Consider the following 26,305-nt stretch of genomic DNA (forward strand, 5'->3'; position numbering starts at 1 on the left):
TGACATGTCAATTCCCATATATGCTGCGGGCATGTCCCTGCGAATCGCGCTGCTCGGGCTGCTGAAGGCCTCCGGCCCCTCCAGCGGCTACGACCTGGCCAAGAAGTTCGAGACGTCGGTCGCCCACGTATGGCAGGCCGGGCACAGCCAGATCTATCCGGAGCTCGCGAAGATGGCGGCCGACGGGCTCGTGGCCGTGGAGGCCGAGGGCGCGCGGGGGCGGAAAATCTACGGGGTCACTCCGGACGGCGACGCCGAGCTGCGGAGGTGGCTTCTCGGGCACGAGCCGTCCACGACGGTGCGCAGCGAGGCGGCCCTGCAGTCCTTCCTGGTGCCGCTGCTCGAGCCGGGCGAGGCCGTGACGGTGCTGCGGCGGATGAAGGAGGCAAGCGAGGCGCGGCTCGCCGAACTGGAGGCGCTGCGCGTCAGGAAGGACGCGGTGACGGACGCGGCGCACCAATGGGGCATGTTCGGCGCGTACGCCCTCGACCTCGGCATCCGCCAGGCGCGCGGCTTCGTGGAGTGGGCGGACGACTCGATCGCCGACATCGAACGGCGATCGGACGCGACATAGGTCGTGCCTGACGGATCAGGCCTGCCGCCCGCGGGCCGGACAGGCGGCGGGCGGCTTCCGTCAGACACTCCCTAGCGGCATGACAACGTCGGCGGCGCCTTCTGCCCCATGTCGAACCGGACGTGCGAGAAGTGTTTCTTGGCGAGGGTTCTGACGGTCCCGTCCGCGTACATCTCCACGATGGCGTCCCGGACGGCCTCGCAGGTGCGGGGGTCACCGGCCGGCAGCCCGACGGAGTAACGCTGGTCGGTCAGCCCGAGCCCGAGCACGGCCAGGTCCATGCCCTGGGCCCGGTCGGCGAACCCCGCGAGGATCAGGTCGTCACCGGGGACGCCGTCCACCCTGCCCTGTGCGAGCAGGTCCATGCAGACCGCATAGTTCGCCGCCGGCAAGCCGTCGACGTCGCCTCCCTCGACCGCCTGCTCGACGATGCGGAAGGCGTCGGTCCCCTGCGGCGCGCACAGGACCTGCCCCTCGAGGTCCTTCAGCCCGCGGATCCCGGAGTCCTCGCGCACGAGCACGTCGGAATGGGCGGTGTAGTACGGCCCGGCGAAGGTGACGCCGTCGCCGCGGCTCTCGTCGTAGGCGTAGGTGGCCAGCACCATGTCGGCCTCGCCGTTCTTGAGCACCCCGGCCCGTTCGCTCCTGGCGACCCGGCGGAAGGTGATCCCGCTCGCCGGAACCCCGAGCTTGCCCGCGATGTACGTGGCGACGTCCACCTCGAAGCCCGTGAAGGCCCCGCCGGTCTCAAGGCCGAGCCCGGGCAGGTCGCCCTTCACCGCGACGGTCAGCCGGTGTGTGCTCCGCGCCTTGTCGATCACGGGCACGATCACGGCGGCGCTCGTAGCGGCACCGGTGGGATCGCCCCCGCCCTTCCCGGACACGATCCTGTTGGACAGCACGATCGCGCCGGTCGCGGCCAGGGCCACCACCGCCGTGGCGACGGCGATCCACCGCGCCCGTCCTCCGGTCGAACGCGGCCGGGACCCGCCGCCTCGGCCTCCCGGAGGCGAGCCCACGCGGAACTCGGTGGCGGCCGGGACGCGGGGACCCGGCCGGTCGGCGATGTCCGGGCCGCCCCTGAAGATCGCGATCCAGTCCGGGCTCGTGGTCTCGGCCGGTTCCTCCTCGGCAACGGGCGCGGCGGTGGACGCGGCCGCGGATTCGGCGACGGGAGCGGCGGCGAGGCCGCTGACGACGGCTTCCGCCGTTCCCGAGACCCTGTCCTGGCCGGATGCGCCGCCCGAGTTCACGGCGGCGCCCGGGCCAGCGGCGACTGCCGTCATGCCGGCGTTCTCCGACGCCTCGGGCGCGGCGGCGGCCAGCACCGCCGTGGACGGCCCCTGCGGCTCAGCCTCGCCGAGCAGGCGCAGCAGCAGTTGCTCCGCGGTGGGCCTGTCCGCCGCCGACTTGATGAGACACGAGCTCACGACGCCGCGGATCGGCTCCGGGAGCGCGCTCACGTCGATGTCGTGGTTGAGGATGCGGTTCAGCACGGCCGCGATCGACGAGCCGCCGAACACCGCCGTGCCCGTCGCGGCGAACGCCATGGTCGAGCCCCAGGCGAAGATGTCGGCGGGTGGGCCGACCGGTTCGCCCGAGATCTGCTCGGGGGCCATGTAGGCGGGCGTCCCGACCGCACGGCTGGTGACCGTTCCGGTGGAGTCGATGATGCGCGCGATTCCGAAGTCGACCACCCGCGGCCCGTCCTCGGCGATGAGGACGTTGTCGGGCTTGAAATCCCTGTGCACGATCCCGGCGCGGTGGATCGCGATCAAGGCGGTCGCCGTGCCGACCGCCAGACGCTCCAGGGCCGCCTCGTTCAGTGGGCCGTACGACTCGACGGTCTCCCGCAGGGACCTCCCGTCGATGTACTCGCTCGCGATGTACGGCGTGTCGCCGTCCAGGTCCGCGGCGATGACACGCGCGGTGCAGAAGCCGGCGACCCGCTGAGCGGCCTTCAGTTCCCGGGCGAAGCGCGACCTCGCGGTCGTGTCCCCGCTGAACTTGATGTGCAGCAGCTTGACCGCCGCGCGATCCCCCGCGTCGTTCTGTCCGAGATAGACCACACCCTGGCCGCCCTCGCCGATGCGCCCCGACAACACGAACGGACCCAGCTGTGTCGGATCACCCCGACCGAGCGGTTCGACCTCCGGCATCCAGGATCCCCACGATTCGGCAAAACGATGACGAGAAAAACTTTACGTCCCACCGGGCTCATACTCAGCCCCCCGAGACCGCGCCGTAACCATCGGTTTCGTGGTGTTTTATGCGGCGGAAACCGTTGAGGCGGGCCGAAATCATTGTTCGGCGCCTCGAATAGTCGGGGTCCGAAACCCAAAAGGGCCGCCCGATGGCGGCCCCGGGGGAAAACGACGGCCAAGAGGTCCGTCTTCTTCAGGGAGTGATCTCCAGGTCACGGGACCTGCGACAGCTTCATGCTCATCGCGTTGACCTCGACTCCAAGCCATCAACGCTGGTCGTCGTCCGTCATCGTTGGTCGCTTCAGCACGGCCCATAGACGGCCCCACGTCTGGAGCTTCAACGCCCGGGCCGGGCGCGGAGTGTCTCTGACACCTGAGGCCGACCGCCGCCGCACGCGCGACCAGGTGTACTCGGCCGCCGGCTACCGCTCCTCGATGCCCGTCAGGTACCCCTCCAGCCGGTCGGCCAGCTCACCGGGCCGGGCCAGCATGGGCGCGTGCCCGCCGTCGATCTCGTCGGGCGTGATGCCCAGCCGGTCGCGCACGACTCCGCGCATGAAGCCCGGCGTGAAGAACAGGTCGTCGCGGCACAGCAGGAACCTGGTCGGCACCTCCGGCCAGGCGTCCAGCGGCCACGGCTCCGCGAAGGCCTTGTCCGCGTGGTCCCGGCTCTTCGACAGAAGCTCCTCCGCCAGGTCCCTGGGCACGTCGTGCAGGAACAGTGCGACGGGATCGCTCATGTCTTTGCCCTCGAAGCCCGTGTTGGCCCACCAGTCGGACGGCGGCTCCCCCGGCGCCGGAATCATGGCCGATACCAGCACCAGCAGCTCGGCCGGCACTCGGGCGCAGACGAGCGGGCCGACGAAGCCGCCCCACGAGTGCGCCACCACGACCAGGTCGCGGCGGTCGCCGACGGCCTCGGTCACGGCGTCGGCATAGTCGAGCAGCCCGGCGGACTCGTCCTCGATCGGCAGGTCCACGGCCACCACGTCATGCCCTCGGCCGCGCAACTCGGCCGCCAGCAGGTGCCAGTCCCAGGCGGAGCCGCCGCCACCGTGAATCAGGGCGAATGTCGCCATCGCGCGTACCCCCAGGCATCAGACTGCCCGCCACGTTAACCGCACGCTCCGACAATTGCGGGATGGGACAGCTGTCCTCGGTTGATGGTTGACATGATCAATCCGGGCTCGTGCCGGGGTGCGACTCGCGCCATGAGCTAGGCGCACTGGCTAGCCGTTAATGAGCTGCTCGCGCAGGATGTCCGCGTGTCCGCAGTGTTGAGCCAGCTCGCGCAGCATGTGGAGGTACACCCAACGCAGCGGGAGCGAGCCGCGCCGGTTGCCATGGACCATGTCGTCCGGCCCCAAGGAGAACGTCGCGCGGCGCGATGCCTCGCATGCTTCGCTGTGCGCGCGCTGAACGCTGGCGATGGTGTCGTGGTCATCGAGGATGAACGACTCATCCGGCGTCGCGGGAATGCCGATCTCGGCGCGCGATCGACACGAGATGGCTTCGTCGAACCAGACCTTCTCGACGAACGTCGCGTGCTTCACCAGCCCCAGCAGCGTAGTCCTGGAGGGCACCAACGATCGGCGCGCCTGCTCCTCGGTCATCCCGTCCAAGCAGCTGTTGAGCGCGGCGCGGTGCTCGTCGAGGAACGCCTCGAACTGCGCCCGGGGGGACTGAGCGATGACGTCGTCGGCGAACGTCGGCGGCAGCGAGGGCATGCGCGAAGCATTCCAAGCCCGTCGCCCAAGAGCAACTCGTGCGCATCGGCATGCTCCGCACACCGGCTACGAGCGGACGCGGAGCCACACCCGGCCATCACCCGAGCGCGACACGGGGTCGGCGGCAAATGAGTGCGGACGCCGCCGACCCCGGGTGATTCCGAACCGGTGCGGGTGCAGCTAGCAGCGGTTGATCTTCGCAAACAACTGGGGACGGTCAAACCAGTCAGCATCGAGTCCCAGGCCGGTCAACGACTCCACGGTGGCCATGGCGGTCTCCCAGTCGGGCCACGGACCCCGCTCACGATCCCGGAGCTCGCGCAACGCGTCGAGGTGGTCGGTCAAGGCGTCCGGGTCGGCACCCCATCGCTCCTGCGGGAGCAGCATGTCCAGCTCGGTGACCACCACACCGTCGACGGCGTAGTAGAGCCTGTTGAAGTTGTTGATCAGCCAGAACACCTCATGAACGGTGGCGTCCTGGCTGAGCCGGCGCAGGACGTCCTCCTCATCGCTGCTGACGCTGTACCCCACGATGATGACCGCGTCGTCGCGCTGTTCGAGGAAGACCATTTCGTCGTCGTATCCGACATCAAGCGGCCGGCACGTCGTCATGGTGTCCGGGTCACCGCCCAACCGGCGTAGCACGTCTTCCACTGTCAACCGCACCTGGTGAGGGCGGACCACCGTCCAACACATGGACTCCGCGAAATCCGCCGAACCTTCCCCGAGCCGCTCGAACATTCGCACGTAGTGCTCAATTCGCTCCGGTGTCGGACCCGCCACGACGCCCCCTCTGCAGTCAACGCGGCCGACCGTACCGCCGACAGCGGCCGGCGCACAACGCCGACGACCGAGCTCCCCCATCCGCAATCAATCGCTTGAAGGGCGTCCGCTTCTCGGCATGGGCCCGCCTTCCTAAGCCGCCCAGCCGCGAGCCTGGCTGCCGAGGCAGGGATCGCTGTTTCGGGATCGGTTCGAACCCCGCACCGACGTCGCCGACGCCGACGCGGCCGGCCCGCCCTGAGTGAAGATGACATCCGGAGCGGCCATAGTGTCGTGCCATGAGCGACTTCGAGGTAGGTGCCGACGGGCCCGGGGTGATCGTCGTCGGGGTCGACGGCTCGGATACCTCGCTCCGCGCTGTCGCCTACGCTTGGGGGCTCGCCCGCCGCCAGGGCTTTAGGTTGATCTTCGTGCTGGTCGTCGGCACAAGCACGATGACGCCGCTGCTGCCCGACGCGACCGTGTTGGCCATCCAGGCCGGCGAGGATGTGCTCGCCGACCTGCGCGAGCGGATAGAGAAGGCCGGGTCCGACTATCAACCGGTCACGTACAGCTTCAGGACCGAACGCGGCGACGCCGCATCCGCCCTGATCAGGGTGAGCAACGAGGTCAGGGCCGACGCAGTGGTCGTGGGCGCGTCAACTCAGGCCGCCCACCGCTTCATCGGCTCGGTGGCGATCCGCCTCGTCCGCAGCGGCCGGTGGCCCGTCACGGTCGTGCCCTGACGGGCCCGGGTTTCACTCTGCGTACTTACACCCACCTCATGCCGAGCAGCCAAGAGCGCACCCGGAAGGCCGTCGCGGCTGTCTTCGGGGCCGCCCCAGGGGCTTGACGGCCCAGGGACGGCCCAGAGAGGCGAAGTGGCCCCTACCTAACGGAGAATCCGCAGGTAGGGGCCAGATTCGATTAGAGAGCCATCTTCTTCTTCAGGTTCTCGTCCAGAGCGGCGAGGAAGTCCTGCGTGGTCAGCCACTCGGCGTCGCCGCCGACCAGGAGCGCGAGGTCCTTGGTCATCTGGCCACCCTCGACGGTCTCGATGCAGACCTGCTCGAGCTTCTCGGCGAAGTCGATCACCTCGGGCTGGTTGTCCAGCTTGCCGCGGTGCTGCAGGCCGCGGGTCCACGCGAAGATCGACGCGATCGGGTTCGTGGAGGTCGGCTTGCCCTGCTGGTGCTGGCGGAAGTGCCGGGTCACGGTGCCGTGGGCGGCCTCGGCCTCGACGGTCTGACCGTCCGGCGTCATGAGAACGCTGGTCATCAGGCCGAGCGAGCCGAAGCCCTGCGCGACGGTGTCGGACTGGACGTCGCCGTCGTAGTTCTTCGCCGCCCAGACGTATCCGCCCTCCCACTTCAGGGACGCGGCGACCATGTCGTCGATCAGACGGTGCTCGTAGGTGATGCCGGCGGCCTCGAAGTCGGCCTTGAACTCGGTCTCGAAGACCTCGGCGAAGATGTCCTTGAAGCGGCCGTCGTAGGCCTTCAGGATCGTGTTCTTCGTCGACAGGTAGACCGGGTAGTTGCGGGCCAGGCCGTACCGCATGGAGGCGCGGGCGAAGTCGCGGATGGACTCGTCCAGGTTGTACATGGCCAGCGCGACGCCGCCGCCGGGGAAGTCGAAGACGTTGAGCTCGATCGGCTCGCTGCCGTCCTTCGGCGTGAAGGTGAGCGTCAGCGTGCCCTCGCCGGGGACCTTCAGGTCGGTGGCGCGGTACTGGTCGCCGAAGGCGTGACGGCCGACGATGATCGGCTTCGTCCAGCCCGGCACGAGCCGCGGCACGTTCGACATGATGATCGGCTCACGGAAGATCACACCGCCGAGGATGTTGCGGATGGTCCCGTTCGGGGACTTCCACATCTTCTTCAAGCCGAATTCCTCGACCCGCGCCTCGTCCGGCGTGATCGTCGCGCACTTCACGCCGACGCCGTACTTCTTGATCGCGTGGGCGGCGTCGATCGTGACCTGGTCGTCGGTGGCGTCCCGGTGCTCGATGCCGAGGTCGTAGTACTTCAGGTCAACGTCCAGGTAGGGCAGGATCAACTGGTCCTTGATGAACTGCCAGATGATCCGGGTCATCTCGTCGCCGTCAAGCTCGACGACCGGACCCGCTACCTTGATCTTGGGCATGCGTGGGATTCCCCTTCTGAACTAACTCGGCCATACAGTCCTTTTGAGGCTCACTGGCCGTTGAGGCTATCGGACGGGCGTGTTGCACCCGTGACTAGGTGTTGTGCAGGCGGAGCAGCAGACTGAGCGATCCGCCCACGAGGGCGAGCCCGAGGACGGCGAACACGACCACGTCCGTCTTCTTGGTCCTGATCGCCAGTGCGCCCGCCCGGTGCTCGGACAGGATCAGTCTCACGGCCGAACCCACCAGTAGAGCGCCCCCGGTGATCACACCGCCGATCCATGGTGTCCCGCCGAAGGCGATCACACCGAGCCCGGCGGCCGCACCCACCACCACCAGCAGATACAACCCCCAGGCCGTGCTGTTGTCCCGTGTCTTCACGTCGTCGCAATCATCGCTCGTCGATCGGGGCCCACTTCTGATCACGCTCGCCGATGTACTCGCTGTCCGGCCGGATCAGGCGGTTGTCGGCGTGTTGCTCGATCACGTGGGCGGTCCATCCCGACATCCTGCTCACCGAGAACACCGGCGTGAACAGATCGGTCGGAATGCCAAGGTAGTGGTAGACGGTCGCGGCGTAGAAGTCCACGTTGGGATTCAGGCCCTTCTCCGCGAAGACGACCTCCTCCATCTCCTTGGACATCCGGTAGAACGTGTCGTCTCCGGACGCCTCGCCGAGTTCATGCGACATCCGCCGCAGATGCGTCGCGCGCGGGTCCTCGGTCTTGTACACGCGGTGCCCGAATCCCATGATCTTCTCGCCCGCGGCCAGCTTGTCCCGCACGGCCTGGGCCACCCCGGTGGGGTCCAGCCCCTCCAGCGTACGCATGACCTGCTCGTTGGCGCCGCCGTGGAGGGGGCCCTTCAGCGTGCCGATGGCCGCGACGATCGCCGAGTGCATGTCCGACAGGGTGGCCGCGCACACGCGGGCGGCGAAGGTGGAGGCGTTCATCGTGTGGTCGGCGTGCAGCACGAGGCACTCGTCGAAGACCGCCACCTCGCGCGCGGACGGCTCCCGCCCGGTGATCTGCCGCAGGAAGTTGGCGGCGATGCTCAGTTCCGGATCGGGATCGAGCACGGCTCCGCCCGTCCGTGCGGCGTGATACCTGGCCACCAGGATCGGTTGCTGCGCGGTCAGCCGCGCCGCCTTGCGGCGGTTGGCCTCCGGCGCGTTGGAGTCCTTCTCCGGATCCTCCGCGCCGCTCAGCGAGACCAGGGTGCGCAGCGCCTCCATCGGTCCCTGCTTGGCGGCGATCTCGGGGATGTTGCTCTCGACGAGCGCTCCCAGGCTCCGGCCTCTGACGAGCTCGGCGCCGTAGTCCGCCAGTTGTGCGCGGTTCGGCAGCGAGCCGTGCTGCAGCAGATGGGCGGTCTCTTCGAAGGTCGTGCGGCCGGCCAGGTCGTGGATGTCGTAGCCACGGTAGAAAAGGCGACCGGCCTTGCCGTCGATGTCGCTCAGCGCTGTGGACGCGGCGACGACATCGGCGAGGCCTTTGGTGGGCTTGTCCGCCATAACTGTTTCCTCCGCTTATCTTGGCCCGAAGTCTACCCGTGAGCAGGTAAACCGCTCCGCAGAGGTCCAGACCAATTTCACGAATGATTCTCCTTATGGCAAAGGCGATTCCCCATCGCCACGTCTGGGTAAGCCGGAGCTGTAGCGAAAGTAACGGCGGGCTACCTGGGGAGGAACTGCCGTGGAGGGGCCGTTCATTCGGATCGAGGACAGCGGTGAGGTCGTCCCGCTGCGTCCCGAGGTCACCACGATCGGCAGAGGCCGCGGCGTGGACATCCGGTTGACGGATCCGAGCGTGTCCCGGCTGCACGCCGAATTCGTCCGCCGAGGGCCCTACCTGTACGTCGTCGACCTGGGCCTTTCCCGCAACGGCACCCGTGTCAACGGCAGGCCGATCGCCAGGAGGGTGCTCGACGACGGCGACGTCGTGTCGTTCGGCGCGGCCCGCGCACGGGTCGGGGGCATCCCGCGGGAGGACTTCACGCCCGAGGTCGAGCTGCGCCGGGCCGCGGCGCCCGAGCTGACCCGCCGCGAGGTCGACGTGCTGACCTCGCTGTGCCGTCCCGCTCTGTCCGACGAGGCCTTCGTGGCCCCGGCGACGGCACGGGAGATCGCCGACGATCTCGTGGTGACGGAGGCCGCGGTCAAGCAGCACCTGCTCCGGCTCTACCAGAAGTTCCGCATCCCCGAGGGCACCAACCGGCGCACGCGCCTCGCCAACGAGGTCGTGGCCCTGGGTCTGGTCCGGCCCACTCCCGTGGTTCCGCCGCAGCGGGCGACGGGACCGGCCGAGCCGGAGCAGCAGCAACGTGCTCCCGTGGGGCGCCGGGCCTCATAGCGGCGGAACCCCGGCAGGCCCGTTCGCGTCGCGTCGAGATCGACATCGATCTGACGGAGATCGACGAGCTCTGAGGCTCCGCGCGTCAGCCCTGCGAAGCCGGCGGGATCACGCGTCCGAGCGCGGCGAGGAACGCCTCGGGATCGAGCGTCGCGACCAGGTAACGCTCCCCGCCGGGGCCGCCGAGGATGACTTCGCGCATGCCCATCGGCACTCCCGAGGCTCCGCCCACTAGGCGAGGCGGCCTGCCGGAGTCCGGCGGGTCGAGCGTGATGCCCTCCACGGGTAACGCGTCGCGGCCGACGCGGAGCGTCCGGGACGTCAGCGTGATCGTGTGATAGCGGCGCTTGCTGTACGACACCAGTCCGGGGATGGAGAAGACGGCGAAGAACAGCGGGCCGAGGACCAGGAACGCGCCGACGTCGACCTCTCCGGTCCGCGCCCAGTGATCCCAGAAGCTCCAGATCATGAGGACGGCCCACGCGGCCCAGGGGACGCCGAACCACAGTCTCAGCTTGCCGGGCCGTTCCCGGTACACCACATCCGTGTCAGACATCGGCCTTGCCGTTGTTGAGGAAAGAGAGGACTCCGGAGACGGCCGACTGGGTGAGCGTCAGCCCGGTCCGGTCGACACCCTGCAGGACGAGAGCCAGCGCGAGGTCGCTCGCGTCGGCGGCGGGCAGGACGGCGACTGTGACCTTCGACGACGCGAAGGGGCTGTTCAGCCGGACCAGCGGGCCGCGTTCCCGGTCGCGCAACTCCTCCTCGGCGACGGCGGCGCTGACGTAGGTGTAGTCCCGGTCCTCCAGCCTGATCCCGATGCCGCGCCCCTTCTTGCCGAGGGAACGCCGGTTCTGGCTGACGACCGCGGAGACTCCCCCGACGCTGAGCCGGGTGTGCTCGTCGACGGCGATGAGCCCCTGCCTCTGCGCGTCGGGATGGGAGACGGAGGCCTCCGGCAGTCCCGGCGCGTCGAGGGCCGCCACCCGGGGGACGGTGCCCACGGTGACGGTCACCTCCCCGTACGGCCCCGCCGTACCGGTCAGAACGAGGTGGGCGACCCGCATCTCGGCGGGACGGGTGGGCGTCCGCCGTACGAGCTCGAAGGTGAAACCGGACATGTCATCTCACCTCTCGACGGGGACGGGCAGGTCCCCGGCGTCGGGCAGGAGGTCGGTGATCAGTTCCCACACCTGACGGACATCGGTGTAGACCAGCCGGAGGTCGCTGTCGGGGGTGACCGTTCCAGGCCCGATCGGCTCGGCCGGGAGCTCGCGCACCCAGTAGCCGAGGGGACCGCAGTCGAGGACGGCGATGCCGCGGATGTCGGTGCCCTTGCCCTCGCGGTTGTTCCAGGCGACGGTCATCCGCCAGTTGCCGTTGAGCTGGAGCAGCAGATGCGTGAGGACGGTCAGCTCGGGATCGGCGAGCCCGGACTCGGAGAACAGCGCGCGCAGCCGGTCGGCGGCCTCCACCACGTCGTCGCTCTCCAGCTCGGACAGGGCGGTGAAGCCGGCGTCCATCACGCCGATCTTCGTGGTGACGACCGGCGCCGCGGGCGGCTTGGCCTCCTTGTCGCGCAGTCCGACGATCCGGGCCAGCGACCACACCAGCGTGCTGAGGTCGGTGCGGACGTACTCGGACTCGGTCTCGCCCGGCCACGTCTCGTACGTGTAGACGGCGTCGTTGCCGATGACCGCGCCGTGATTGGTCAGCCCATGGGCTCCGGTGATCTCTATGACGATGAGCACGATCGGCTCGGCGAGGGCGGCCGTGAGGCCGGCCAACTCGGGAAGGACGGCGTCGTCGTCGCTGACGAGACCGGCGGCACGCAGTTCGTCACGGGCGGCCACCAGGTCGGAGGTGACGCTTTTCCCCTCGTACAGGCAGCCCAGCACCCCCAGATGGGCCGGGCCGAGCCGGAAACGGTCACGTGCACTGTCGAAGGACGGCATTGGTTGATCTTCCTACCTGCGCTAGCCGAACGGATTGAGACTCTTGAACACCTTCTTGGCGCCGCCGCCGATCGCCTTGCCCACCTTCTTCGCGCCGTCCTTGACGTCGTCCCAGTGCTCGACGACCTTCGCGCCGACGTACACGGCTCCGAAGACGACGGTAGCGCCGATCGTGACGGGATTGGGGCAGACCATCGCGGCGGTGAGAGAGGCGTTGAAGCCGAGCTCGGCGACGTCGGCGACGTAGCCGGCGCCGTTGCGTTTGAAGGCGTCGACCGGATTGCCCTGCGAGATCACGTTGGCGCCGCTGTAGATCGTGGAGGCGACACCGCCCACGACTCCGAGCGTCCGGAACGCGCCCGCGGTCTTGGCGACCATCCCCAGCCTGCCGAGCGTCCCCAGCCGGGCGAGGGCCGCCGGTTCGACCTTGAGAACCGCGGCCGCGGCCTCCAGCTTCGAGGGGTTCGCGGTGGAGGCCCAGACCTTGAGCAGGTTGGCCTGGCCGGAGACGCTCACGACCTGACCCGAGTGCGTGGTCTCACCGAGTACACCGGCGAGCTTGTTGTTCCCGAAGGCCAGGTCGAGGAAGCTGTTGACCCGGGCTCCGAGGAGGCCCCTGCCCGCGTTCGCCGCCCGCGCGACCTGGTCCATCTCCGTGTACTCGGGAAGCATGGCGACGTAGTCGCGATACAGGCTGCTCTTCATGAACAGCTGACGGGTGAGGCTCGCCACGCCGGTGCCCGGCGAGGTCGCGGACCGGGTCTGCAGGGCCCACCGGCCGCCGGTCAGCTGGTTGGTGATCGGCCGCCAGGCGTAGTTGTTCAGCAGGAGCCGGCTCAGGGACGTGGCCTGGGCGGTGACGAGCGGGGCCGTCGTGGTCACCCCTCGGACGTCGCCGGCGATCTCGAGCACCTGCGCGACCGTCGCCTCATGCGGCTTTAGATCGGGGATGAGCTTGGTGATGGCGCCGGCCTCGAGCCGCTTCAGGTAGTCGTCCAGCGACTCGCCGGACTTCCGCTCGAAGGCGATGTTGCCGGTCTTGTTCGCCCAGTCCGCGACCGTGTTGATGTAGATCAGCGAGGTCGGATCCAGCTTGTCGCCGCCTGCGGCGATCTCGAGCGGAGAGAAACCCGCCCAGGCGAGCCCGGAGAAGGGGTCGCCGGTCGACAGCCGTCCGAGTGCGGCACGCTTGGTCAGGTCCTTGGAGGTGTCCGTTCCCCACTTGGGCATTTCCCGCAGCGAATTGAGGGGTTGGGAGACCTGGAGGGACGAGGCGCGTTTGAACATCTCGTCTGTGGAGGTGGTGAGATCGGCCATCAGGCCGGCGAGGCGCTCTAGCTGGTCGGGTTTGAAAGCGCGCTTGTCATCTCCACCCACGAGCGGCGAGTGTACATGTAACTTATCGGCTGAATATGTGTTTTAACGGAGGAGGTAATGTGCCGCCGCCCGAGGTGGAGGAGCTCAAGAGCAGGGCCCTCAAAATCCACAAATTAGCCGATGACGTGGAGAAACTCGCGGATACGGTACATACCGAAGCCGGAAAGATGGAGTGGTCCGGCCCGTTGACCGATCGGGTCCGCGGCGAGATCAGGACCTGGAAGACACGCTGCGGGAACGCGGCGGGCCTTCTCCGCGAGGAAGCCGACCGGCTGAACAGCCAGGCCCGCGACATGCTGAAACCCTGACCATCGACAGGGGTGACCGGACTGCGACAAGCCCTGGTCACGCGCTTCACCGGGACGGCCCGGGGTCCGAGCGTCGATTCATTGCCGTCCGCGCGCTCCGCAACCCCGTCGTGCGCTCCGCAACCCCGTCGTGCGCTCGCCGCGGCAACCCACGGCGAGCGCATCAGCCGCCGATCAGAGCCGCTCGGCGGCTTCCACCACGTTGACCAGCAACATCGCCCGCGTCATCGGGCCGACGCCGCCGGGGTTGGGGGCGACGAACCCCGCGACCTCCCTGACGTCCTGCGCCACATCGCCGGCGAGCTTGCCGTCCAGACGCGAGACGCCGACATCGAGGACGGCGGCGCCGGGCTTCACCATCTCGGCCGTCACCAGGCCGGGCACACCCGCGGCCGCGACGACGATGTCGGCGTTACGCACGTGCGCGGCCAGATCCCGCGTCCCGGTGTGGCAGAGGGTCACCGTGGCGTTCTCCGACCGGCGGGTGAGCAGCAGGCCGAGCGGGCGGCCCACCGTGATGCCACGCCCGACCACCACGACCTCGGCGCCCTTGATCGGCACGCCGTACTCCCTGAGCAGCACCACGATGCCGCGCGGGGTGCACGGGAGGGGGGCGTCGACCATGTGGACGAGCCTGCCCAGGTTGATCGGGTGCAGACCGTCGGCGTCCTTCTCCGGGTCCATCCGCTCGATCAACGCCTGAGTGTCCAGGTGGCGGGGCAGCGGAAGCTGGACGATGTACCCGGTGCAGGCCGGGTCGGCGTTCAACTCGTCGATCGCGGCCTCGACCTCGGCCTGCGTCGCCGTGGCGGGCAGATCCTTGCGGATCGACGCGATGCCGACCTCGGCGCAGTCGCGGTGCTTGCCCGCGACGTAGATCTGGCTCCCGGGGTCGTCACCGACCAGGATCGTGCCGAGACCGGGCGTCACGCCCTTCGCCGCCAGCGACTTCACCCGTTCGGCCAGGTCGCCCTTGATCTTGGCCGCCGTGGCCTTGCCGTCCAGAATCTGCGCACTCATGACTCGTCATCCTTCCATGTGTCCGTTTGGGCGCCTTCGCGACGCCCGTGTCGCTCGGTGCGTCAATGGAAGAAGTGACGCGTCCCCGTGAAGTAGAGCGTGATGCCCGCCGCCTCGGCCGCGGCGACGACCTCCTCGTCGCGGACGGAACCGCCGGGCTCGACGATCGCCTTCACCCCGGCCTCCGCCAGGACCTCCAGGCCGTCCGCGAACGGGAAGAACGCGTCCGACGCCCCGACGGACCCACGGGCGCGGTCGCCCGCCCGGCTGACGGCCAGCCTCGCGGAGTCGACCCGGTTGACCTGGCCCATCCCGACGCCCACGGTCGCTCCGGCGGACGCGAGCAGGATGGCGTTGGACTTCACAGAACGGCAGGCCCGCCAGGCGAACACCAGGTCCGCGAGCACCTCGGGCGAAGCCGCGGGGCCCGACTTGAGCTCCCAGGTCGCGGGGTCGTCGCCCGCGGCGTCCACCCGGTCGACAGTCTGGACGAGCAGACCACCGTCGATCCGGCGGAACTCGGCCGCGTTCGCCGGTCCGGCCGGGCACACGAGGAGTCTGATGTTCTTCTTCTCCGTCAGGACCGCCACGGCCTCCGGAGCGAACGACGGGGCCACGACGACCTCCGTGAAGATCGGCGCGATCTGCTCGGCCAGCTCGCGGGTCACCTCGCGGTTGACGGCGATCACACCGCCGTACGCCGAGACGGGGTCGCACGCGTGGGCCTTGCGATGGGCCTCGGCCACGTCGGCGCCGACCGCGACGCCACAGGGGTTGGCGTGCTTGATGATCGCCACGCAGGGGTCGGCGAAGTCCCAGGCCGCCCGCCACGCGGCGTCGGCGTCCACGTAGTTGTTGTAGGACATCTCCTTGCCGTGCAGCTGCTCGGCGTTGGCGAGGCCGCCGTCCTGCCCGGAGTAGAGGGCGGCCGCCTGGTGCGGGTTCTCCCCGTACCGCAGGGCCGTCTTGCGCTTCCAGGTCGCGCCCATGAACGCCGGCCACCGCTCGTCGTCCGCCGCGTATCCGCTGGCGAACCACGAGGCCACGGCCACGTCGTACTGGGCGGTGTGCGCGTAGGCGGTCGCCGCCAGCCGCCGCCGCTCGGTCGTCGTGAACCCGCCCTCGCCGATCGCGGCGAGCACCTCGCCGTACGCCGAGGGGTCGACGACCACGGCCACCGTGTTGTGGTTCTTGGCCGCCGCCCGGATCATGGCCGGACCGCCGATGTCGATCTGCTCGACGCACTCCGCGGCGGAGGCCCCGGACGCCACCGTCTCCGCGAACGGGTACAGATTGACCACCGCGAGCTGGAACGGCTCGATCTCGAGCTCTTCGAGCTGCTTGACGTGCGAGGGATTCTCCCCGTCGGCGAGCAGGCCCGCGTGAACGCGGGGGTGCAGGGTCTTGACCCGGCCGTCCAGGCACTCGGGGAAGCCGGTCAGGGACTCCACCTTCGTCACCGGCACGCCGAACGAGGCGATCGCGGCGGCGGTGCCACCGGTCGAGACGATCTCCACGCCCGCGGCCTCGAGTCCTCGGGCCAGCTCCTCCAGCCCCGTCTTGTCGTATACCGCGATGAGCGCGCGGCGGATGGGGATGCGGGTCACTTCCTGGTCCTCCCTCGTTGCTGGGAATGGCTGATCTCAGCCGGCTCCCGTACGGCCTTACCTGTTCTCAAGAGCTGCGTGCCGGCCGGCCCAGACGGACCGTGCGACCCGAGACCGTCCAGCCGTCCCTGGCCATGCGGCCGACGATCTCGACCAGCAGCCTTCGCTCGGCGGTCTTGATCCGCTCGTGCAGCGACTCCTCGTCGTCCCCGTCCCGTACGGCCACGGCCTCCTGGGCGATCACCGGGCCGGTGTCCACGCCCGCGTCCACCAGGTGCACGGTGCAGCCGGTGAGGCGGACGCCGTACGCCAGCGCCTCGTGCACGGCGTGGGCGCCCGGGAAGGCGGGCAGCAACGCCGGATGCGTGTTCACCACGGGAAACGATCCCAGGACACGCGGGCCGAGGATCTTCATGAATCCCGCGGAGACGACCAGGTCGGGCTTGTACTCGGCGATCTGCGCGGTGAGCGCCTCGTCCCACTTGTCACGGGTGGCGTGGTCGCCCACCTTCTGAACGAACGTCGGCACACCCGACCGCTCGGCCCGCGAGAGCCCCTCGATGCCGTCACGATCGGCGCCGACGGCGACCACGCGTGCGCCGAACGCCTCGTCCGCCGAAGCGTCGAGCAGCGCTTGTAGGTTGGTCCCCGAACCGGAGACGAGGACCACGAGCCGGAAGGACAGGGTGGAACTCCTTCATGTGCGGGCTTCGTTTTGCGGGTGACTGCGAAGAGATGATTCCTTAGAAGCATGCGAGCGCGGAGGGTGATGACCCTCGACGCAGGACAAAGGGTATCGGGCCACGGTCACCACGACCCACGACGGTCGGGTGCGGCGCAACATGAGGCGAGGAGAATGTGACAACACCCATCCAGATGTCCATGCCGGAGATGGGCGGCCGGAGGGCGCTCGGTCTCTCCCTCATGGCGTTGGTCTTCTCGATGTACCTCCCCGCGGGCGGGCTGGCCTTGGCCGTGTTCGGGCTCATCATCGCCATCCGCGACCTGCGCGCCCTGCATCAGAAGAAGCAGCGGACCGGGATGGCGACGAGCGCGGTCGTGATCTCCTGCATCTCCCTCGTGCTGGGGACGTTCGCGCTGGCGGGTCAGCTGTACTTCTCCGCGGAGATCTCGGCGTACGGCGAATGCAGCAAGGGTGCGGGCACCGTCGAGGCCCGTCAGGACTGCTCGGAGCAGTTCAAGCGAGCGATCGAGCAGAAGACGGGCTTCCCCTGGCCGTCGGACATCCCGTTCCCTGCGTAGCCGGTGAAACGGCGGTTCCGGGCGCGGCCGATTCGGGCGCGCCCGGAACCGTGACGGGCGTCCGGCCCCTCGTGGTTGATCCCCGGCGCGGCTGATTTCCGGCGTCGTCTGGTTCTTGGTGCGTCTGGTTCTTGGTGCGTCTGGTTCTTGGTGCGTCTGGCGCGTGGACGGCTGTCGCCGTCACTCGTCGCGATCCCAGGCGTACGGGTCGACGTAGATGACGTGCCCACCACGATCGTCCGACTCGTCCACGATGTCCTTTCGTGGGGGTCTCGGCTCGTCGCGACGCGTGGGCCGCGATCGCTCTGGGCGGGCCGCGTCGGCCGCCATGCCGTCGAACGTCTCCGCCGCGGCGGCCGCGTGCTCGTCGGCCCAGTCGTCCTTGATCACCGGAATCGGCTGGGTGTCGCCCTCGGTGGCGTCGAGCCAGTGTCCGGGCAGGACACGCGGGTTCCGATCGGCCAGCCGTACCCTGCTCGCCGCCTTGGCGATGACCGCGCCCGCCTTGCGGACCGGCTCAGGCGGGGCGGCGGGCCTGCGGGAGATCAGCCACCAGTTGGCGATCCCGGCGGAGATGCCGGCCGCCACGCCGACCTCCAGCGTGACCGACAGCGCCGCCTCCCACGGAGACGGCCCGACGGCCGACAACCTGGCGCCGCCGAGGGGACCTCCGGACAGGGCGGCGAGCAGTCCGGCCATGGCCCCGGTGCTCAGCCCGCAGACGAACCCCCACAGGGGCGCCACCTCGATCGTCGGCGTCGGCGCGACACGCGCCATCACGACGCCCGCGACCGCCCCCGCGGCGAACGGCACCGCGATGACCCCCATCACCCAGGCCGGCGAGGCGCCCGGCGAGGGAAGGGCGCCCAGCAGCGGCAGCGAGGGCACGGCGCCGAGCTTGACCCCCGTCGGGGCGACCAGCGTCCCCGTGCCGATGGCGAACCCCGGCCCGGCGATATACGCCATCCCCCAGACGACGGCGTTGAACAGGTAGAGGCACTCAACGAGAAGGAGCAGCAGCCCGCCGACGAACCCCGGGGCGAGGACCCCGGACAACTCGTGGATCTGCTGGAAGTTCACCGCGATGGCGCCCACCACCAGCAGGGCACCCGCGGCGAGCAGGATCAGCACCGCGACGGCGGTGGCCGCGACGATCGACCGTGGGCGCTCCGGAAGCAGGCGCAACATGGACTTCCACGGCCCGATCGTGCGGGCGGTGGCCAGCGACCCCGCGACGAAGGCCAGCACCACGTGGCTGACCAGCGCCTCCCCCAGGAACGGCTGCGTCACCTCGTTGCGCGCCACGAGTGCGATCATGCCCGCGAGCAGCGAGTAGGGCGCGGCAAGCGAGATGCCCGCCTGCGCGATCAGCACGAGTTGCGCCCGGCGCCGGGCGTTCTCGACATCGCGCGGCGTGCCCTTGGGGAGCCGGGCCGGCATGCGCAGCCGCAGGTCGGCGTCGCGGGCCATCCACAGACCGGCCCGGTAGAGCAGCAGTCCGGGAAGGATCATCAGGCCCAGCGGCAGCAGGCCTACCCGGCCTCCGGGGATGGCGAAGCCCGCGTGGTGGGCGGCGAGCCAGAGCTGGCATGCCGTACGGAAGACACCGGGAAGCCCGTCGCCCAAGGCGCTGAGCGGCGCGGCGATCCAGCCGACGAGCGTGAGGGTGGTGAGGACGGCGAGCCCGGCCCCGAGGGTCCAGACGGCGGCGAGCATGCCGGAGACCGGTAGGGGACGCCGGGTCTCTTCGTCGTCGCTTTGGGGCCCACGGCCGAGGACGGCACGGGGGGCGGTCCGAAGTTGGTCGAAAAGCGCCGTCACGCTACCCCATGCTCCCAGCCCGCCCCCTCATTTCCCTGCCGCCACGCCGGGGGGCATGGGTGTGATCATGCACAGATTCGGGATCATCGCCCCCGACCCGCCAACCCCTTTGCGCGTGATCATGCACAGGGGCGGGGCCGGTCAGACGGCACGACGCCGAATCTGTGCATGATCACGCACGAGGGTGAGGCTGGTCAGGTGGCCTGATCACGAACTTGTACATGATCACGGCCAAGGGTGGGTGGGTCAGCGGGACTGCATGACCTCGCGCATCAGGCGGGCGGTCTCGCTGGGGGTCTTGCCGACGCGGACGCCGACCTTCTCCAGGGCTTCCTTCTTGGCCTGGGCCGTACCGGCCGAGCCGGACACGATCGCGCCCGCGTGGCCCATGGTCTTGCCCTCGGGCGCGGTGAACCCCGCCACATAGGCCACGACCGGCTTGGTCACGTGCTGCTCGATGTAGGCCGCCGCCCGCTCCTCGGCGTCGCCGCCGATCTCACCGATCATCACGATCGCGTCGGTGCCCGGGTCGTCCTGGAAGGCCTGCAGCGCGTCGATGTGCGTCGTCCCGATGACCGGGTCGCCGCCGATGCCCACCGCCGTCGAGAAGCCGATGTCCCGCAGCTCGTACATGAGCTGGTAGGTCAGCGTGCCCGACTTGGACACCAGGCCGATACGGCCGGGCGTGGTGATGTCGGCCGGGATGATGCCCGCGTTCGAGGCGCCGGGAGAGGCGATGCCGGGGCAGTTCGGCCCGATGATGCGGGTCTTGTTGCCCTTGGCCACGGCGTACGCCCAGAACTCGGTGGTGTCGTGGACGGGAACGCCCTCGGTGATCACCACGCAGAGCGGGATCTCGGCGTCGATCGCCTCCTTGACCGCGTCCTTGGTGAAGGCCGGCGGCACGAAGACGACCGACACGTCGGCGCCGGTCGAGGAGATGGCCTCGGCGACCGTGCCGAAGACGGGCAGGCCCTCGTGGACGGTGCCGGCCTTGCGGGCGTTGACGCCGCCCACGACCTTGGCGCCCGAGGCGAGCATGCGGCGGGTGTGCTTGGTGCCCTCGCCACCGGTCATGCCCTGAACAATGATCTTGCTGTCGGCATTGAGCCAGATAGCCATTACGCACCTACCGCGGCGAGCTCGGCGGCACGCTGGGCCGCATCGTCCATCGTGTCCACCAGCTCGACGCCGGGCAGGCCCGCGTCGGCCAGAATCTGCCGCCCGAGAGCGGCGTTGTTGCCGTCCAGCCGCACGACCAGCGGACGGGTCACGGCCTCGCCGCGGCCCTCGAGCAGCTGGAAGGCAGAGACGATGCCGTTGGCGACGGCGTCGCAGGCGGTGATGCCGCCGAAGACGTTGACGAAGACCGACTTGACCGACGGGTCGGACAGGATGATCTCCAGGCCGTTGGCCATGACCTCGGCCGAGGCGCCGCCGCCGATGTCGAGGAAGTTGGCGGGCTTGGGCTGCCCCGCGTAGCCCTCACCCGCGTACGCCACGACGTCGAGCGTGGACATGACCAGGCCGGCTCCGTTGCCGATGATGCCGACCGAGCCGTCGAGCTTGACGTAGTTGAGGTGCTTCTCCTTGGCCTTCGACTCGAGCGGGTCCTCGGCGGCCTTGTCGACGTAGGCCAGGTGCTCGGTCTGGCGGAAGTTCGCGTTCTCGTCCAGGGTGACCTTGCCGTCGAGGGCCTTCACCTGGCCGTCGGCCGAAAGGATCATCGGGTTGACCTCGACCAGCGAGGCGTCCTCGTCGACGAACACGGCCCAGAGCTTCTCGATGAGCTCGGCGGCGCCGTCCAGCGACTGCGGCGGCAGGCCGCCGGCCTGGGCGATCTCGCGGGCCGTGGCGCGGTCGATGCCCTCGAGGGAGCTCACCGGCACCTTGGCGACCTTCTCGGGCGCGGTGTGGGCCACTTCCTCGATGTCCATTCCGCCGGACGCGGAGCAGATCGCCAGGAAGGTCCGGTTCGCCCGGTCGAGCAGGAAGGAGAAGTAGTACTCCTCCGCGATCTGGCTGGCCTCCTCGATCAGGACCTTGTGAACCGTGTGGCCCTTGATGTCCATTCCGAGGATCTGGGTCGCCTTCTGGTACGCGTCTTCCGCGTCGTCGGCGACCTTGACGCCGCCCGCCTTGCCGCGCCCGCCGGTCTTGACCTGAGCCTTGACGACGACCTTGCCGGTCAGCTGCTCGGCGGCCGCGCGCGCCTCCTCCGCGGTGTGCGCGACGATGCCGCGTGGCACCGGGATGCCGTACTCCGCGAAGAGCTCCTTCGCCTGATGTTCGAACAGGTCCACGAGGGTCCGTCCCTTTTGATGTCGAGGCCAGGCGCCGTCGCTGCCGCCCGGCGATTCCGCCCATGAAGCCTAGCCTTAGCCGGGACCCGGCCACATCATCGGGTCCTTGTCGCACCTTGCCCTGGGCGTGGAAATACGGCAGTCTTGGGCAAAATATCTCAAACCGATGCGGGCACCGCCGTACGGACCCAGTCGACGATTTCCTGGGTCGTGGCACCGGGTGTGAAGATCTTCGCCACTCCCATCTTGTGAAGCTCGGGAATGTCGGCCTCGGGAATGATTCCGCCGCCGAACACCACAATGTCCTCGGCGCCCTTTTCCCGCAGGATCTCGATCAGCCGCGCGAACAACGTCATGTGCGCGCCGGACAGGATCGACAGGCCGATCGCCGCCGCGTCCTCCTGGATCGCCGCCTGCACGATCTGCTCCGGGGTCTGGTGGAGCCCGGTGTAGACGACCTCCATGCCCGCGTCGCGAAGTGCCCTGGCCACGAGCTTGACCCCGCGATCATGCCCGTCGAGCCCGGGTTTGGCGACGACGACGCGGATCCTGGCTTCCATGAAGACCTCCCGAGTGATGCCCGCCGAGGTACGGCGCCGAAGGGCGCGGATCGCGCGCCCGGCCGTACCCGAGGCTACGTCGCCTCGATAGCGTGCCCGCTGCCCGAAGCGTAATCACCCGCGGCCGCCGCCGGGAGCCCGGCCTCGAATCGCCGCGTGAACGGCTTCGGATCTCGCCGCACGAACGGCCTCGGATCTCGCCGCATGAACGGCCTCGAATCGCCACGTGAACGGCCCGCCGAGCCGGACCTCCCCCGAGGGGAGTCCGGCTCTCACCGTGAGGGAAGGCCTCAGGTGTCTCCGGAGGACTCCGGTCAGAGCTTGTCGACGTTGGCGTAGGCCAGCAGCAGGGTCTTCTCCCCCGAGGAGCCGAAGTCGATCTTCACCCGGGTCTTCTCCGCGCTGCCCTCCACGGCGACCACCGTGCCGAGGCCGAACGAGTCGTGGGTGACCCGGTCCCCCGGTGAGAGATTCGGGATCTCCTTGCCGCCCGTCTTCTTCGGGGCGGGAGCCGTACGGGCCGGTCCCCGGGAGACGGCCGCCGACCAGGCGTTCTTCCCCGGGTCTCCGCGCCAGTCGATGAGGTCGCCCGGGACTTCGGCCAGGAACCGGGACGCGGGGTTGAACGAGGGGGCTCCCCAGGAGGTCCGCACGGCCGCCCGCGAGAGGTAGAGCCGCTGTTCGGCCCGCGTGATGCCCACGTAGGCGAGACGGCGCTCCTCCTCCAGCTCCTTCGCGTCGCTGAGCGAGCGCATGTGCGGGAAGACGCCGTCCTCCAGCGCGGTGAGGAACACCACGGGGAACTCCAGCCCCTTGGCCGTGTGCAGGGTCATCAGCGTGACGACGCCGCCGTGGTCCTCCCCCTCCGGGATCTGGTCGGCGTCGGCGACGAGCGAGACCTGCTCGAGGAAGTCGACCAGCGTGCCCTCCGGGTTGGCCTCCTCGAACTCGGCGGCCACCGAGATCAGCTCGTTGAGGTTCTCCAGGCGACTCTCGTCCTGCGGATCGCCGGAGGTCTCCAGCTCGGTGCGGTAGCCGGTGCCGTTCAGCACCTCCTCCGCCAGGTCGGACAGCGGCAGTTCCTTGGCGCGCAGGTCGTCGAGCAGCGCGGTGAACTCCCTGATCGCGTTGAGCGACCGGGTGGCCAGGCCGGGAGCCTCGTCCGCCCGCCGCAGCCCCTCCCAGAAGTTGATCCGCTCCCGGTTGGCGAACGCCTCGATCATGGACTCGGCCCGGTCGCCGATGCCGCGCTTGGGCACGTTGAGGATGCGCCGCAGGGACACCGTGTCGCTCGGGTTGGCCAGGACCCGCAGATACGCCAGGAGATCCTTGACCTCCTTGCGCTCGTAGAACCGCACCCCGCCCACGACCTTGTACGGCAGGCCGGTGCGGATGAAGATCTCCTCGAAGACGCGGGAGGCCGCGTTGGTCCGGTAGAAGACCGCGACCTGGCCGGGGGTGACCCCCTCGTCGTCGGCGAGCCGGTCGACCTCCTGGGCGACGAACATGGCCTCGTCGTGCTCGTTGTCGGCCACATAGGCGACGATCTTCGCCCCGGCGCCCTGCTCGGACCAGAGGTTCTTGGGCTTGCGGCTCTCGTTTCTGGAGATCACGGCGTTCGCCGCGTTCAGGATCGTCTGCGTGGAGCGGTAGTTCTGCTCCAGCAGGATCGTCTTCGCGTCGGGGTAGTCGCGCTCGAACTCCAGGATGTTGCGGATCGACGCCCCCCGGAAGGCGTAGATCGACTGGTCGGCGTCGCCGACCACGACCAGCTCGGCGGGCTCGGTGCCCTCCCTGACCACGTCGCCGTCGGCGGTCCGGACCTCGGGACGGCCGACCAGCTCACGGATCAGCATGTACTGCGCGTGGTTGGTGTCCTGGTACTCGTCCACCATCACGTGCCGGAACCGCAGCCGGTAGTGCTCGGCGACCTCGGGGAAGAGCTGGAACAGGGTGACGGTGAGCATGATGAGGTCGTCGAAGTCCATCGCGCCGGCCTCGGTGAGCCGCTGCTGATAGGTCTTGTACGCCTCGGCGAGGGTGCGCTCCAGGTGGGTCTGGGCGCGCTCGGCGGCCGTCTCGTAGTCGATCAGCTCGTTCTTGAAGTTGCTCACCTGGGCCGAGAACGACCGCGGCGGGTAACGCTTGGGATCGAGGTCGAGCTCGCGGCACACCAGCGCCATGAGCCGCTGGGAGTCGGCCTGGTCGTAGATCGAGAAGCTGCCGGTGAAGCCCAGCCGCTTGGCCTCCCTGCGCAGGATGCGCACACAGGCGCTGTGGAACGTCATCACCCACATCGCCTTGGACCGGGGGCCGATGAGCCGGTCGACCCGCTCCTTCATCTCGCGCGCGGCCTTATTGGTGAAGGTGATCGCGAGGATCTCGGACGGCTGGACGCCCCGCTCGGCCAGGAGGTAGGCGATCCGGTGGGTGAGCACCCGTGTCTTGCCGGAGCCGGCCCCCGCCACGATCAGCAGAGGACTGCCCTGGTGGACGACGGCCTCCCGCTGCTGTGGGTTCAGGCCGTCGAGCAATGGGTGGATGGCTGTTCCGGTGGACACCTCCTAAGGGTATTGCCGTCCACCGACATCCGGTGCCCCGCCGTGCATACCGCCCCCTCTAAGGTGAGTTGCCGGAAACGAGGAGGCCGTGGCACATGCTCGACGAAGCTGAGATCAAGAACGTTCTCGTGGTGACCGCTCACCCCGACGACATCGACTTCGGCGGGGCGGGAACGGTGGCCAAACTCGTCGACGCGGGAGCCGAGGTGGTGTACTGCCTGGTCACCGATGGCGACGCCGGCGGCTTCGACAGAGAGGTCGACAACGGCGGGATGGCGGTCGCGCGCCGGGCCGAGCAGACCGTCGCCGCCAGGTGCGTCGGCGTCGAGGACATCCGGTTCCTCGGTTACCGGGACGGCATGGTCGAGCAGTCGCTCGGCCTCCGGCGCGACATCGCGCGGGTGATCAGGCAGGTGCGGCCGGATCTCGTGATGACGTCCACCCCCGAGCGCAACTACGCCCGTCTCGGCCCGAGTCATCCGGACCACCGGGCCGTCGGCGGCGCCACGCTCGACGCGGTGTACCCGGACGCCCGCAACCCCTACGCCTTCCCCGAACTGCTCTCGGACGAGGGCCTGGACGCCTGGACCGTCCGCGAGGTCTGGCTGATGGGCACGATGACGCCCGACCGCTACGTCGACGTCACCGCCACGGTGGACCGCAAGATCGCGGCCCTGCGGGCCCACGAGAGCCAGACCGGCCACATGCAGGACCTGGACGGCTTCGTCCGGGGCTGGCTCGCCGCGAACGCCGCGACGGCCGGCCTCCCCGAAGGCGCGCTCGCCGAGGCGTTCCAGGCCGTCGTGACCGCCTGATCGTCAGGCCCGGCTCCCCCGCCCTCGGCCCCACAGGCCTCACCGGCCACCCGGGCACCTGACCGGCCCGGCCACCTGCCCCCCGCGTGACCCGGCTCGACCGCGGCCCGTAGCCCGCGGCGGTACCGAACCGGGGTCGAAAGGGCACGGCGGGGGCAGGATCGGTCAGGTGAACACGCTCCTTCCCGTCACCCCTCAGCTCGGCGTGGTGATGGTCCTGCTCGCACTCGCGGGCGCGGGTGTCGCCGCGGTCGGCAGGCTGGGGCACTCGCGGGCGATCCTCACCGCCTCCGTACGGGCCGCCGCGCAGCTTGCCCTGGTGTCCCTGGTCATCGTCGGGGCGATCGGCTTCCTGCCCGCCGCCGTGCTGTTCCTCCTGCTGATGTACGGCGTGGCGACCTTCACCGCGGGACGCCGGATCGCGCGGGGACGGGCCTCGTGGTGGGCGGCCCTGCCCATCGCCGCCGGAGTGGTCCCGGTGCTGGCCCTGATGCTGGGGGCCCGCGTGATGCCGGTGACGGGGCTGGTCCTGATCCCGGTCACCGGGATCCTCCTGGGCGGGTGCCTGACCGCCACGTCACTGGCCGGACGCCGGGCGCTGGACGAGCTCCGGATCCGGCGCGGCGAGGTGGAGGCCGCCCTGTCGCTGGGCTTCTCCCCCCGGGACGCCGCGCTGGAGATCTGCAGGCCGTCCGCCGCGCAGGCGCTCATCCCCGCACTGGACCAGACGAGGACCGTGGGCCTGGTCACGCTTCCCGGCGCGTTCGTCGGCATGATGATCGCCGGTTCCGATCCCGTCCACGCGGGAGTCGTCCAGGTCGCCGTCCTCGTCGCACTGCTCGCGGCGGAATCCGTCGCCGTCGTGGTCACAATCGAGCTGGCGGCCCGGGGCCTCTTCTCGGAGTGACTCGAGGTCGCGGTGAGGCGCGGCGGAGCCCTCTTAACGCGACG

General features: G+C 69.4%; 26 protein-coding genes. 7 read left to right on the forward strand and 19 right to left on the reverse strand.

Going from position 1 to position 26,305, the window contains the following annotated elements:
• The first annotated feature begins 31 nt into the window (after positions 1 to 31).
• Complete coding sequence (locus Pph01_RS27205; RefSeq protein WP_204076015.1) at positions 32 to 574, forward strand: PadR family transcriptional regulator; 543 nt, start codon at positions 32 to 34, stop codon at positions 572 to 574.
• A gap of 71 nt (positions 575 to 645) precedes the next feature.
• On the opposite strand, the gene Pph01_RS27210 is transcribed toward Pph01_RS27205, so the two are convergent.
• The 4 genes from Pph01_RS27210 to Pph01_RS27225 all read right to left on the reverse strand — a co-directional run bounded on the left by Pph01_RS27210 (position 646) and on the right by Pph01_RS27225 (position 5,150).
• Positions 646 to 2,733, reverse strand: coding sequence for a serine/threonine-protein kinase (locus Pph01_RS27210; RefSeq protein WP_204076016.1), 2,088 nt, complete (start codon positions 2,731 to 2,733; stop codon positions 646 to 648).
• Positions 2,734 to 3,200: 467 nt separating this feature from the next.
• Entirely contained in the window at positions 3,201 to 3,857 is a 657-nt protein-coding gene (locus tag Pph01_RS27215; protein ID WP_204076017.1) for an alpha/beta fold hydrolase, read from the reverse strand.
• Positions 3,858 to 4,007: 150 nt separating this feature from the next.
• Positions 4,008 to 4,505: a DinB family protein gene (locus Pph01_RS27220; protein ID WP_204076018.1), complete on the reverse strand. Its 498-nt coding sequence runs from the start codon at positions 4,503 to 4,505 to the stop codon at positions 4,008 to 4,010.
• Between the two features lie 180 nt (positions 4,506 to 4,685).
• On the reverse strand, positions 4,686 to 5,150 hold the full coding sequence (locus tag Pph01_RS27225; RefSeq protein ID WP_204076019.1) for a DUF6461 domain-containing protein: 465 nt from the start codon (positions 5,148 to 5,150) through the stop codon (positions 4,686 to 4,688).
• A 416-nt stretch (positions 5,151 to 5,566) separates the two neighbouring features.
• Here Pph01_RS27225 and Pph01_RS27230 point away from each other — a divergent pair, with 416 nt between their 5' ends.
• On the forward strand, positions 5,567 to 6,013 hold the full coding sequence (locus tag Pph01_RS27230) for a universal stress protein (RefSeq protein WP_204076020.1): 447 nt from the start codon (positions 5,567 to 5,569) through the stop codon (positions 6,011 to 6,013).
• A gap of 181 nt (positions 6,014 to 6,194) precedes the next feature.
• Here the strand turns inward: Pph01_RS27230 and Pph01_RS27235 are convergent, their stop codons facing one another.
• The 3 genes from Pph01_RS27235 to Pph01_RS27245 form a co-directional block, all read right to left on the reverse strand.
• A complete protein-coding gene (locus Pph01_RS27235; RefSeq protein WP_204076021.1) occupies positions 6,195 to 7,412 on the reverse strand; it encodes an NADP-dependent isocitrate dehydrogenase in 1,218 nt (405 codons plus the stop codon).
• 94 nt (positions 7,413 to 7,506) lie between these two features.
• Positions 7,507 to 7,794 (reverse strand): DUF3017 domain-containing protein, encoded by a 288-nt coding sequence (locus Pph01_RS27240; RefSeq protein ID WP_204076022.1) that lies wholly within the window; start codon positions 7,792 to 7,794, stop codon positions 7,507 to 7,509.
• A 10-nt stretch (positions 7,795 to 7,804) separates the two neighbouring features.
• A complete protein-coding gene (locus Pph01_RS27245; protein ID WP_204076023.1) occupies positions 7,805 to 8,926 on the reverse strand; it encodes a citrate/2-methylcitrate synthase in 1,122 nt (373 codons plus the stop codon).
• Positions 8,927 to 9,107: 181 nt separating this feature from the next.
• On the opposite strand from Pph01_RS27245, the gene Pph01_RS27250 reads away from it, so the two are divergent.
• A complete protein-coding gene (locus Pph01_RS27250) occupies positions 9,108 to 9,764 on the forward strand; it encodes an FHA domain-containing protein (protein ID WP_203885691.1) in 657 nt (218 codons plus the stop codon).
• Positions 9,765 to 9,849: 85 nt separating this feature from the next.
• Here the strand turns inward: Pph01_RS27250 and Pph01_RS27255 are convergent, their stop codons facing one another.
• The 4 genes from Pph01_RS27255 to Pph01_RS27270 are packed head-to-tail and all read right to left on the reverse strand — an operon-like array spanning position 9,850 to position 13,096.
• Positions 9,850 to 10,320 (reverse strand): hypothetical protein, encoded by a 471-nt coding sequence (locus Pph01_RS27255; protein ID WP_204076024.1) that lies wholly within the window; start codon positions 10,318 to 10,320, stop codon positions 9,850 to 9,852.
• On the reverse strand, positions 10,313 to 10,885 hold the full coding sequence (locus Pph01_RS27260; RefSeq protein ID WP_204076025.1) for a hypothetical protein: 573 nt from the start codon (positions 10,883 to 10,885) through the stop codon (positions 10,313 to 10,315). The genes Pph01_RS27255 and Pph01_RS27260 overlap by 8 nt, the downstream gene beginning before the upstream one ends.
• A 6-nt stretch (positions 10,886 to 10,891) precedes the next feature.
• Positions 10,892 to 11,719, reverse strand: a complete 828-nt coding sequence (locus tag Pph01_RS27265; RefSeq protein ID WP_204076026.1) for a hypothetical protein — start codon at positions 11,717 to 11,719, stop codon at positions 10,892 to 10,894.
• A 21-nt stretch (positions 11,720 to 11,740) separates the two neighbouring features.
• Complete coding sequence (locus Pph01_RS27270; RefSeq protein ID WP_204076027.1) at positions 11,741 to 13,096, reverse strand: hypothetical protein; 1,356 nt, start codon at positions 13,094 to 13,096, stop codon at positions 11,741 to 11,743.
• Positions 13,097 to 13,155: 59 nt separating this feature from the next.
• Between Pph01_RS27270 and Pph01_RS27275 the strand changes: the two genes are divergently transcribed.
• Positions 13,156 to 13,404 (forward strand): hypothetical protein, encoded by a 249-nt coding sequence (locus Pph01_RS27275; protein ID WP_204076028.1) that lies wholly within the window; start codon positions 13,156 to 13,158, stop codon positions 13,402 to 13,404.
• A gap of 174 nt (positions 13,405 to 13,578) precedes the next feature.
• Here Pph01_RS27275 and Pph01_RS27280 read toward each other — a convergent pair whose 3' ends face one another.
• The 3 genes from Pph01_RS27280 to purN form a co-directional block, all read right to left on the reverse strand.
• Entirely contained in the window at positions 13,579 to 14,424 is an 846-nt protein-coding gene (locus tag Pph01_RS27280; RefSeq protein ID WP_204076029.1) for a bifunctional methylenetetrahydrofolate dehydrogenase/methenyltetrahydrofolate cyclohydrolase, read from the reverse strand.
• Between the two features lie 62 nt (positions 14,425 to 14,486).
• Positions 14,487 to 16,031 carry a bifunctional phosphoribosylaminoimidazolecarboxamide formyltransferase/IMP cyclohydrolase gene (purH, locus tag Pph01_RS27285; protein WP_204076030.1) on the reverse strand — a complete coding sequence of 515 codons (1,545 nt, stop codon included), beginning with the start codon at positions 16,029 to 16,031 and terminating at the stop codon, positions 14,487 to 14,489.
• A 67-nt stretch (positions 16,032 to 16,098) separates the two neighbouring features.
• On the reverse strand, positions 16,099 to 16,716 hold the full coding sequence (gene purN / locus Pph01_RS27290; protein WP_204076113.1) for a phosphoribosylglycinamide formyltransferase: 618 nt from the start codon (positions 16,714 to 16,716) through the stop codon (positions 16,099 to 16,101).
• Positions 16,717 to 16,889: 173 nt separating this feature from the next.
• On the opposite strand from purN, the gene Pph01_RS27295 reads away from it, so the two are divergent.
• The gene (locus Pph01_RS27295) at positions 16,890 to 17,294 is read left to right on the forward strand and encodes a hypothetical protein (protein WP_204076031.1); all 405 of its coding nucleotides are present in this window, start codon (positions 16,890 to 16,892) and stop codon (positions 17,292 to 17,294) included.
• Between the two features lie 180 nt (positions 17,295 to 17,474).
• Here Pph01_RS27295 and Pph01_RS27300 read toward each other — a convergent pair whose 3' ends face one another.
• The 5 genes from Pph01_RS27300 to pcrA all read right to left on the reverse strand — a co-directional run bounded on the left by Pph01_RS27300 (position 17,475) and on the right by pcrA (position 24,539).
• A complete protein-coding gene (locus Pph01_RS27300; protein ID WP_204076032.1) occupies positions 17,475 to 19,115 on the reverse strand; it encodes a cell division protein PerM in 1,641 nt (546 codons plus the stop codon).
• A 246-nt stretch (positions 19,116 to 19,361) separates the two neighbouring features.
• Complete coding sequence (gene sucD, locus Pph01_RS27305; protein WP_204076033.1) at positions 19,362 to 20,237, reverse strand: succinate--CoA ligase subunit alpha; 876 nt, start codon at positions 20,235 to 20,237, stop codon at positions 19,362 to 19,364.
• The gene (sucC, locus tag Pph01_RS27310) at positions 20,237 to 21,418 is read right to left on the reverse strand and encodes an ADP-forming succinate--CoA ligase subunit beta (RefSeq protein ID WP_204076034.1); all 1,182 of its coding nucleotides are present in this window, start codon (positions 21,416 to 21,418) and stop codon (positions 20,237 to 20,239) included. The genes sucD and sucC overlap by 1 nt, the downstream gene beginning before the upstream one ends.
• A gap of 158 nt (positions 21,419 to 21,576) precedes the next feature.
• A complete protein-coding gene (gene icmB, locus Pph01_RS27315) occupies positions 21,577 to 21,978 on the reverse strand; it encodes a coenzyme B12-dependent isobutyryl CoA mutase small subunit (RefSeq protein ID WP_204076035.1) in 402 nt (133 codons plus the stop codon).
• Positions 21,979 to 22,292: 314 nt separating this feature from the next.
• A complete protein-coding gene (pcrA, locus tag Pph01_RS27320; RefSeq protein WP_486357937.1) occupies positions 22,293 to 24,539 on the reverse strand; it encodes a DNA helicase PcrA in 2,247 nt (748 codons plus the stop codon).
• Positions 24,540 to 24,634: 95 nt separating this feature from the next.
• On the opposite strand from pcrA, the gene Pph01_RS27325 reads away from it, so the two are divergent.
• Positions 24,635 to 25,354 (forward strand): PIG-L deacetylase family protein, encoded by a 720-nt coding sequence (locus Pph01_RS27325; RefSeq protein ID WP_204076036.1) that lies wholly within the window; start codon positions 24,635 to 24,637, stop codon positions 25,352 to 25,354.
• Positions 25,355 to 25,523: 169 nt separating this feature from the next.
• The gene (locus Pph01_RS27330; RefSeq protein ID WP_239117050.1) at positions 25,524 to 26,261 is read left to right on the forward strand and encodes an ABC transporter permease; all 738 of its coding nucleotides are present in this window, start codon (positions 25,524 to 25,526) and stop codon (positions 26,259 to 26,261) included.
• Positions 26,262 to 26,305: the final 44 nt, after the last annotated feature.

It is taken from the genome of Planotetraspora phitsanulokensis (genome assembly GCF_016863295.1).
In the GTDB taxonomy this organism is placed as follows: Bacteria; Actinomycetota; Actinomycetes; order Streptosporangiales; family Streptosporangiaceae; genus Planotetraspora; species Planotetraspora phitsanulokensis.

Excerpts from the sequence above, each read along its gene's own strand:
- Pph01_RS27220 (WP_204076018.1), bottom strand. The coding sequence starts at position 4,505 with ATGCCCTCGCTGCCGCCGACGTTCGCCGACGACGTCATCGCTCAGTCC.
- Pph01_RS27235 (WP_204076021.1), bottom strand. The coding sequence starts at position 7,412 with ATGCCCAAGATCAAGGTAGCGGGTCCGGTCGTCGAGCTTGACGGCGAC.
- Pph01_RS27325 (WP_204076036.1), top strand. The coding sequence starts at position 24,635 with ATGCTCGACGAAGCTGAGATCAAGAACGTTCTCGTGGTGACCGCTCAC.
- Pph01_RS27255 (WP_204076024.1), bottom strand. The coding sequence starts at position 10,320 with ATGTCTGACACGGATGTGGTGTACCGGGAACGGCCCGGCAAGCTGAGA.
- Pph01_RS27210 (WP_204076016.1), bottom strand. The coding sequence starts at position 2,733 with ATGCCGGAGGTCGAACCGCTCGGTCGGGGTGATCCGACACAGCTGGGT.
- Pph01_RS27230 (WP_204076020.1), top strand. The coding sequence starts at position 5,567 with ATGAGCGACTTCGAGGTAGGTGCCGACGGGCCCGGGGTGATCGTCGTC.
- Pph01_RS27205 (WP_204076015.1), top strand. The coding sequence starts at position 32 with ATGTCCCTGCGAATCGCGCTGCTCGGGCTGCTGAAGGCCTCCGGCCCC.
- Pph01_RS27265 (WP_204076026.1), bottom strand. The coding sequence starts at position 11,719 with ATGCCGTCCTTCGACAGTGCACGTGACCGTTTCCGGCTCGGCCCGGCC.
- icmB (WP_204076035.1), bottom strand. The coding sequence starts at position 21,978 with ATGGAAGCCAGGATCCGCGTCGTCGTCGCCAAACCCGGGCTCGACGGG.
- Pph01_RS27260 (WP_204076025.1), bottom strand. The coding sequence starts at position 10,885 with ATGTCCGGTTTCACCTTCGAGCTCGTACGGCGGACGCCCACCCGTCCC.
- Pph01_RS27215 (WP_204076017.1), bottom strand. The coding sequence starts at position 3,857 with ATGGCGACATTCGCCCTGATTCACGGTGGCGGCGGCTCCGCCTGGGAC.
- Pph01_RS27245 (WP_204076023.1), bottom strand. The coding sequence starts at position 8,926 with ATGGCGGACAAGCCCACCAAAGGCCTCGCCGATGTCGTCGCCGCGTCC.
- Pph01_RS27280 (WP_204076029.1), bottom strand. The coding sequence starts at position 14,424 with ATGAGTGCGCAGATTCTGGACGGCAAGGCCACGGCGGCCAAGATCAAG.
- sucD (WP_204076033.1), bottom strand. The coding sequence starts at position 20,237 with ATGGCTATCTGGCTCAATGCCGACAGCAAGATCATTGTTCAGGGCATG.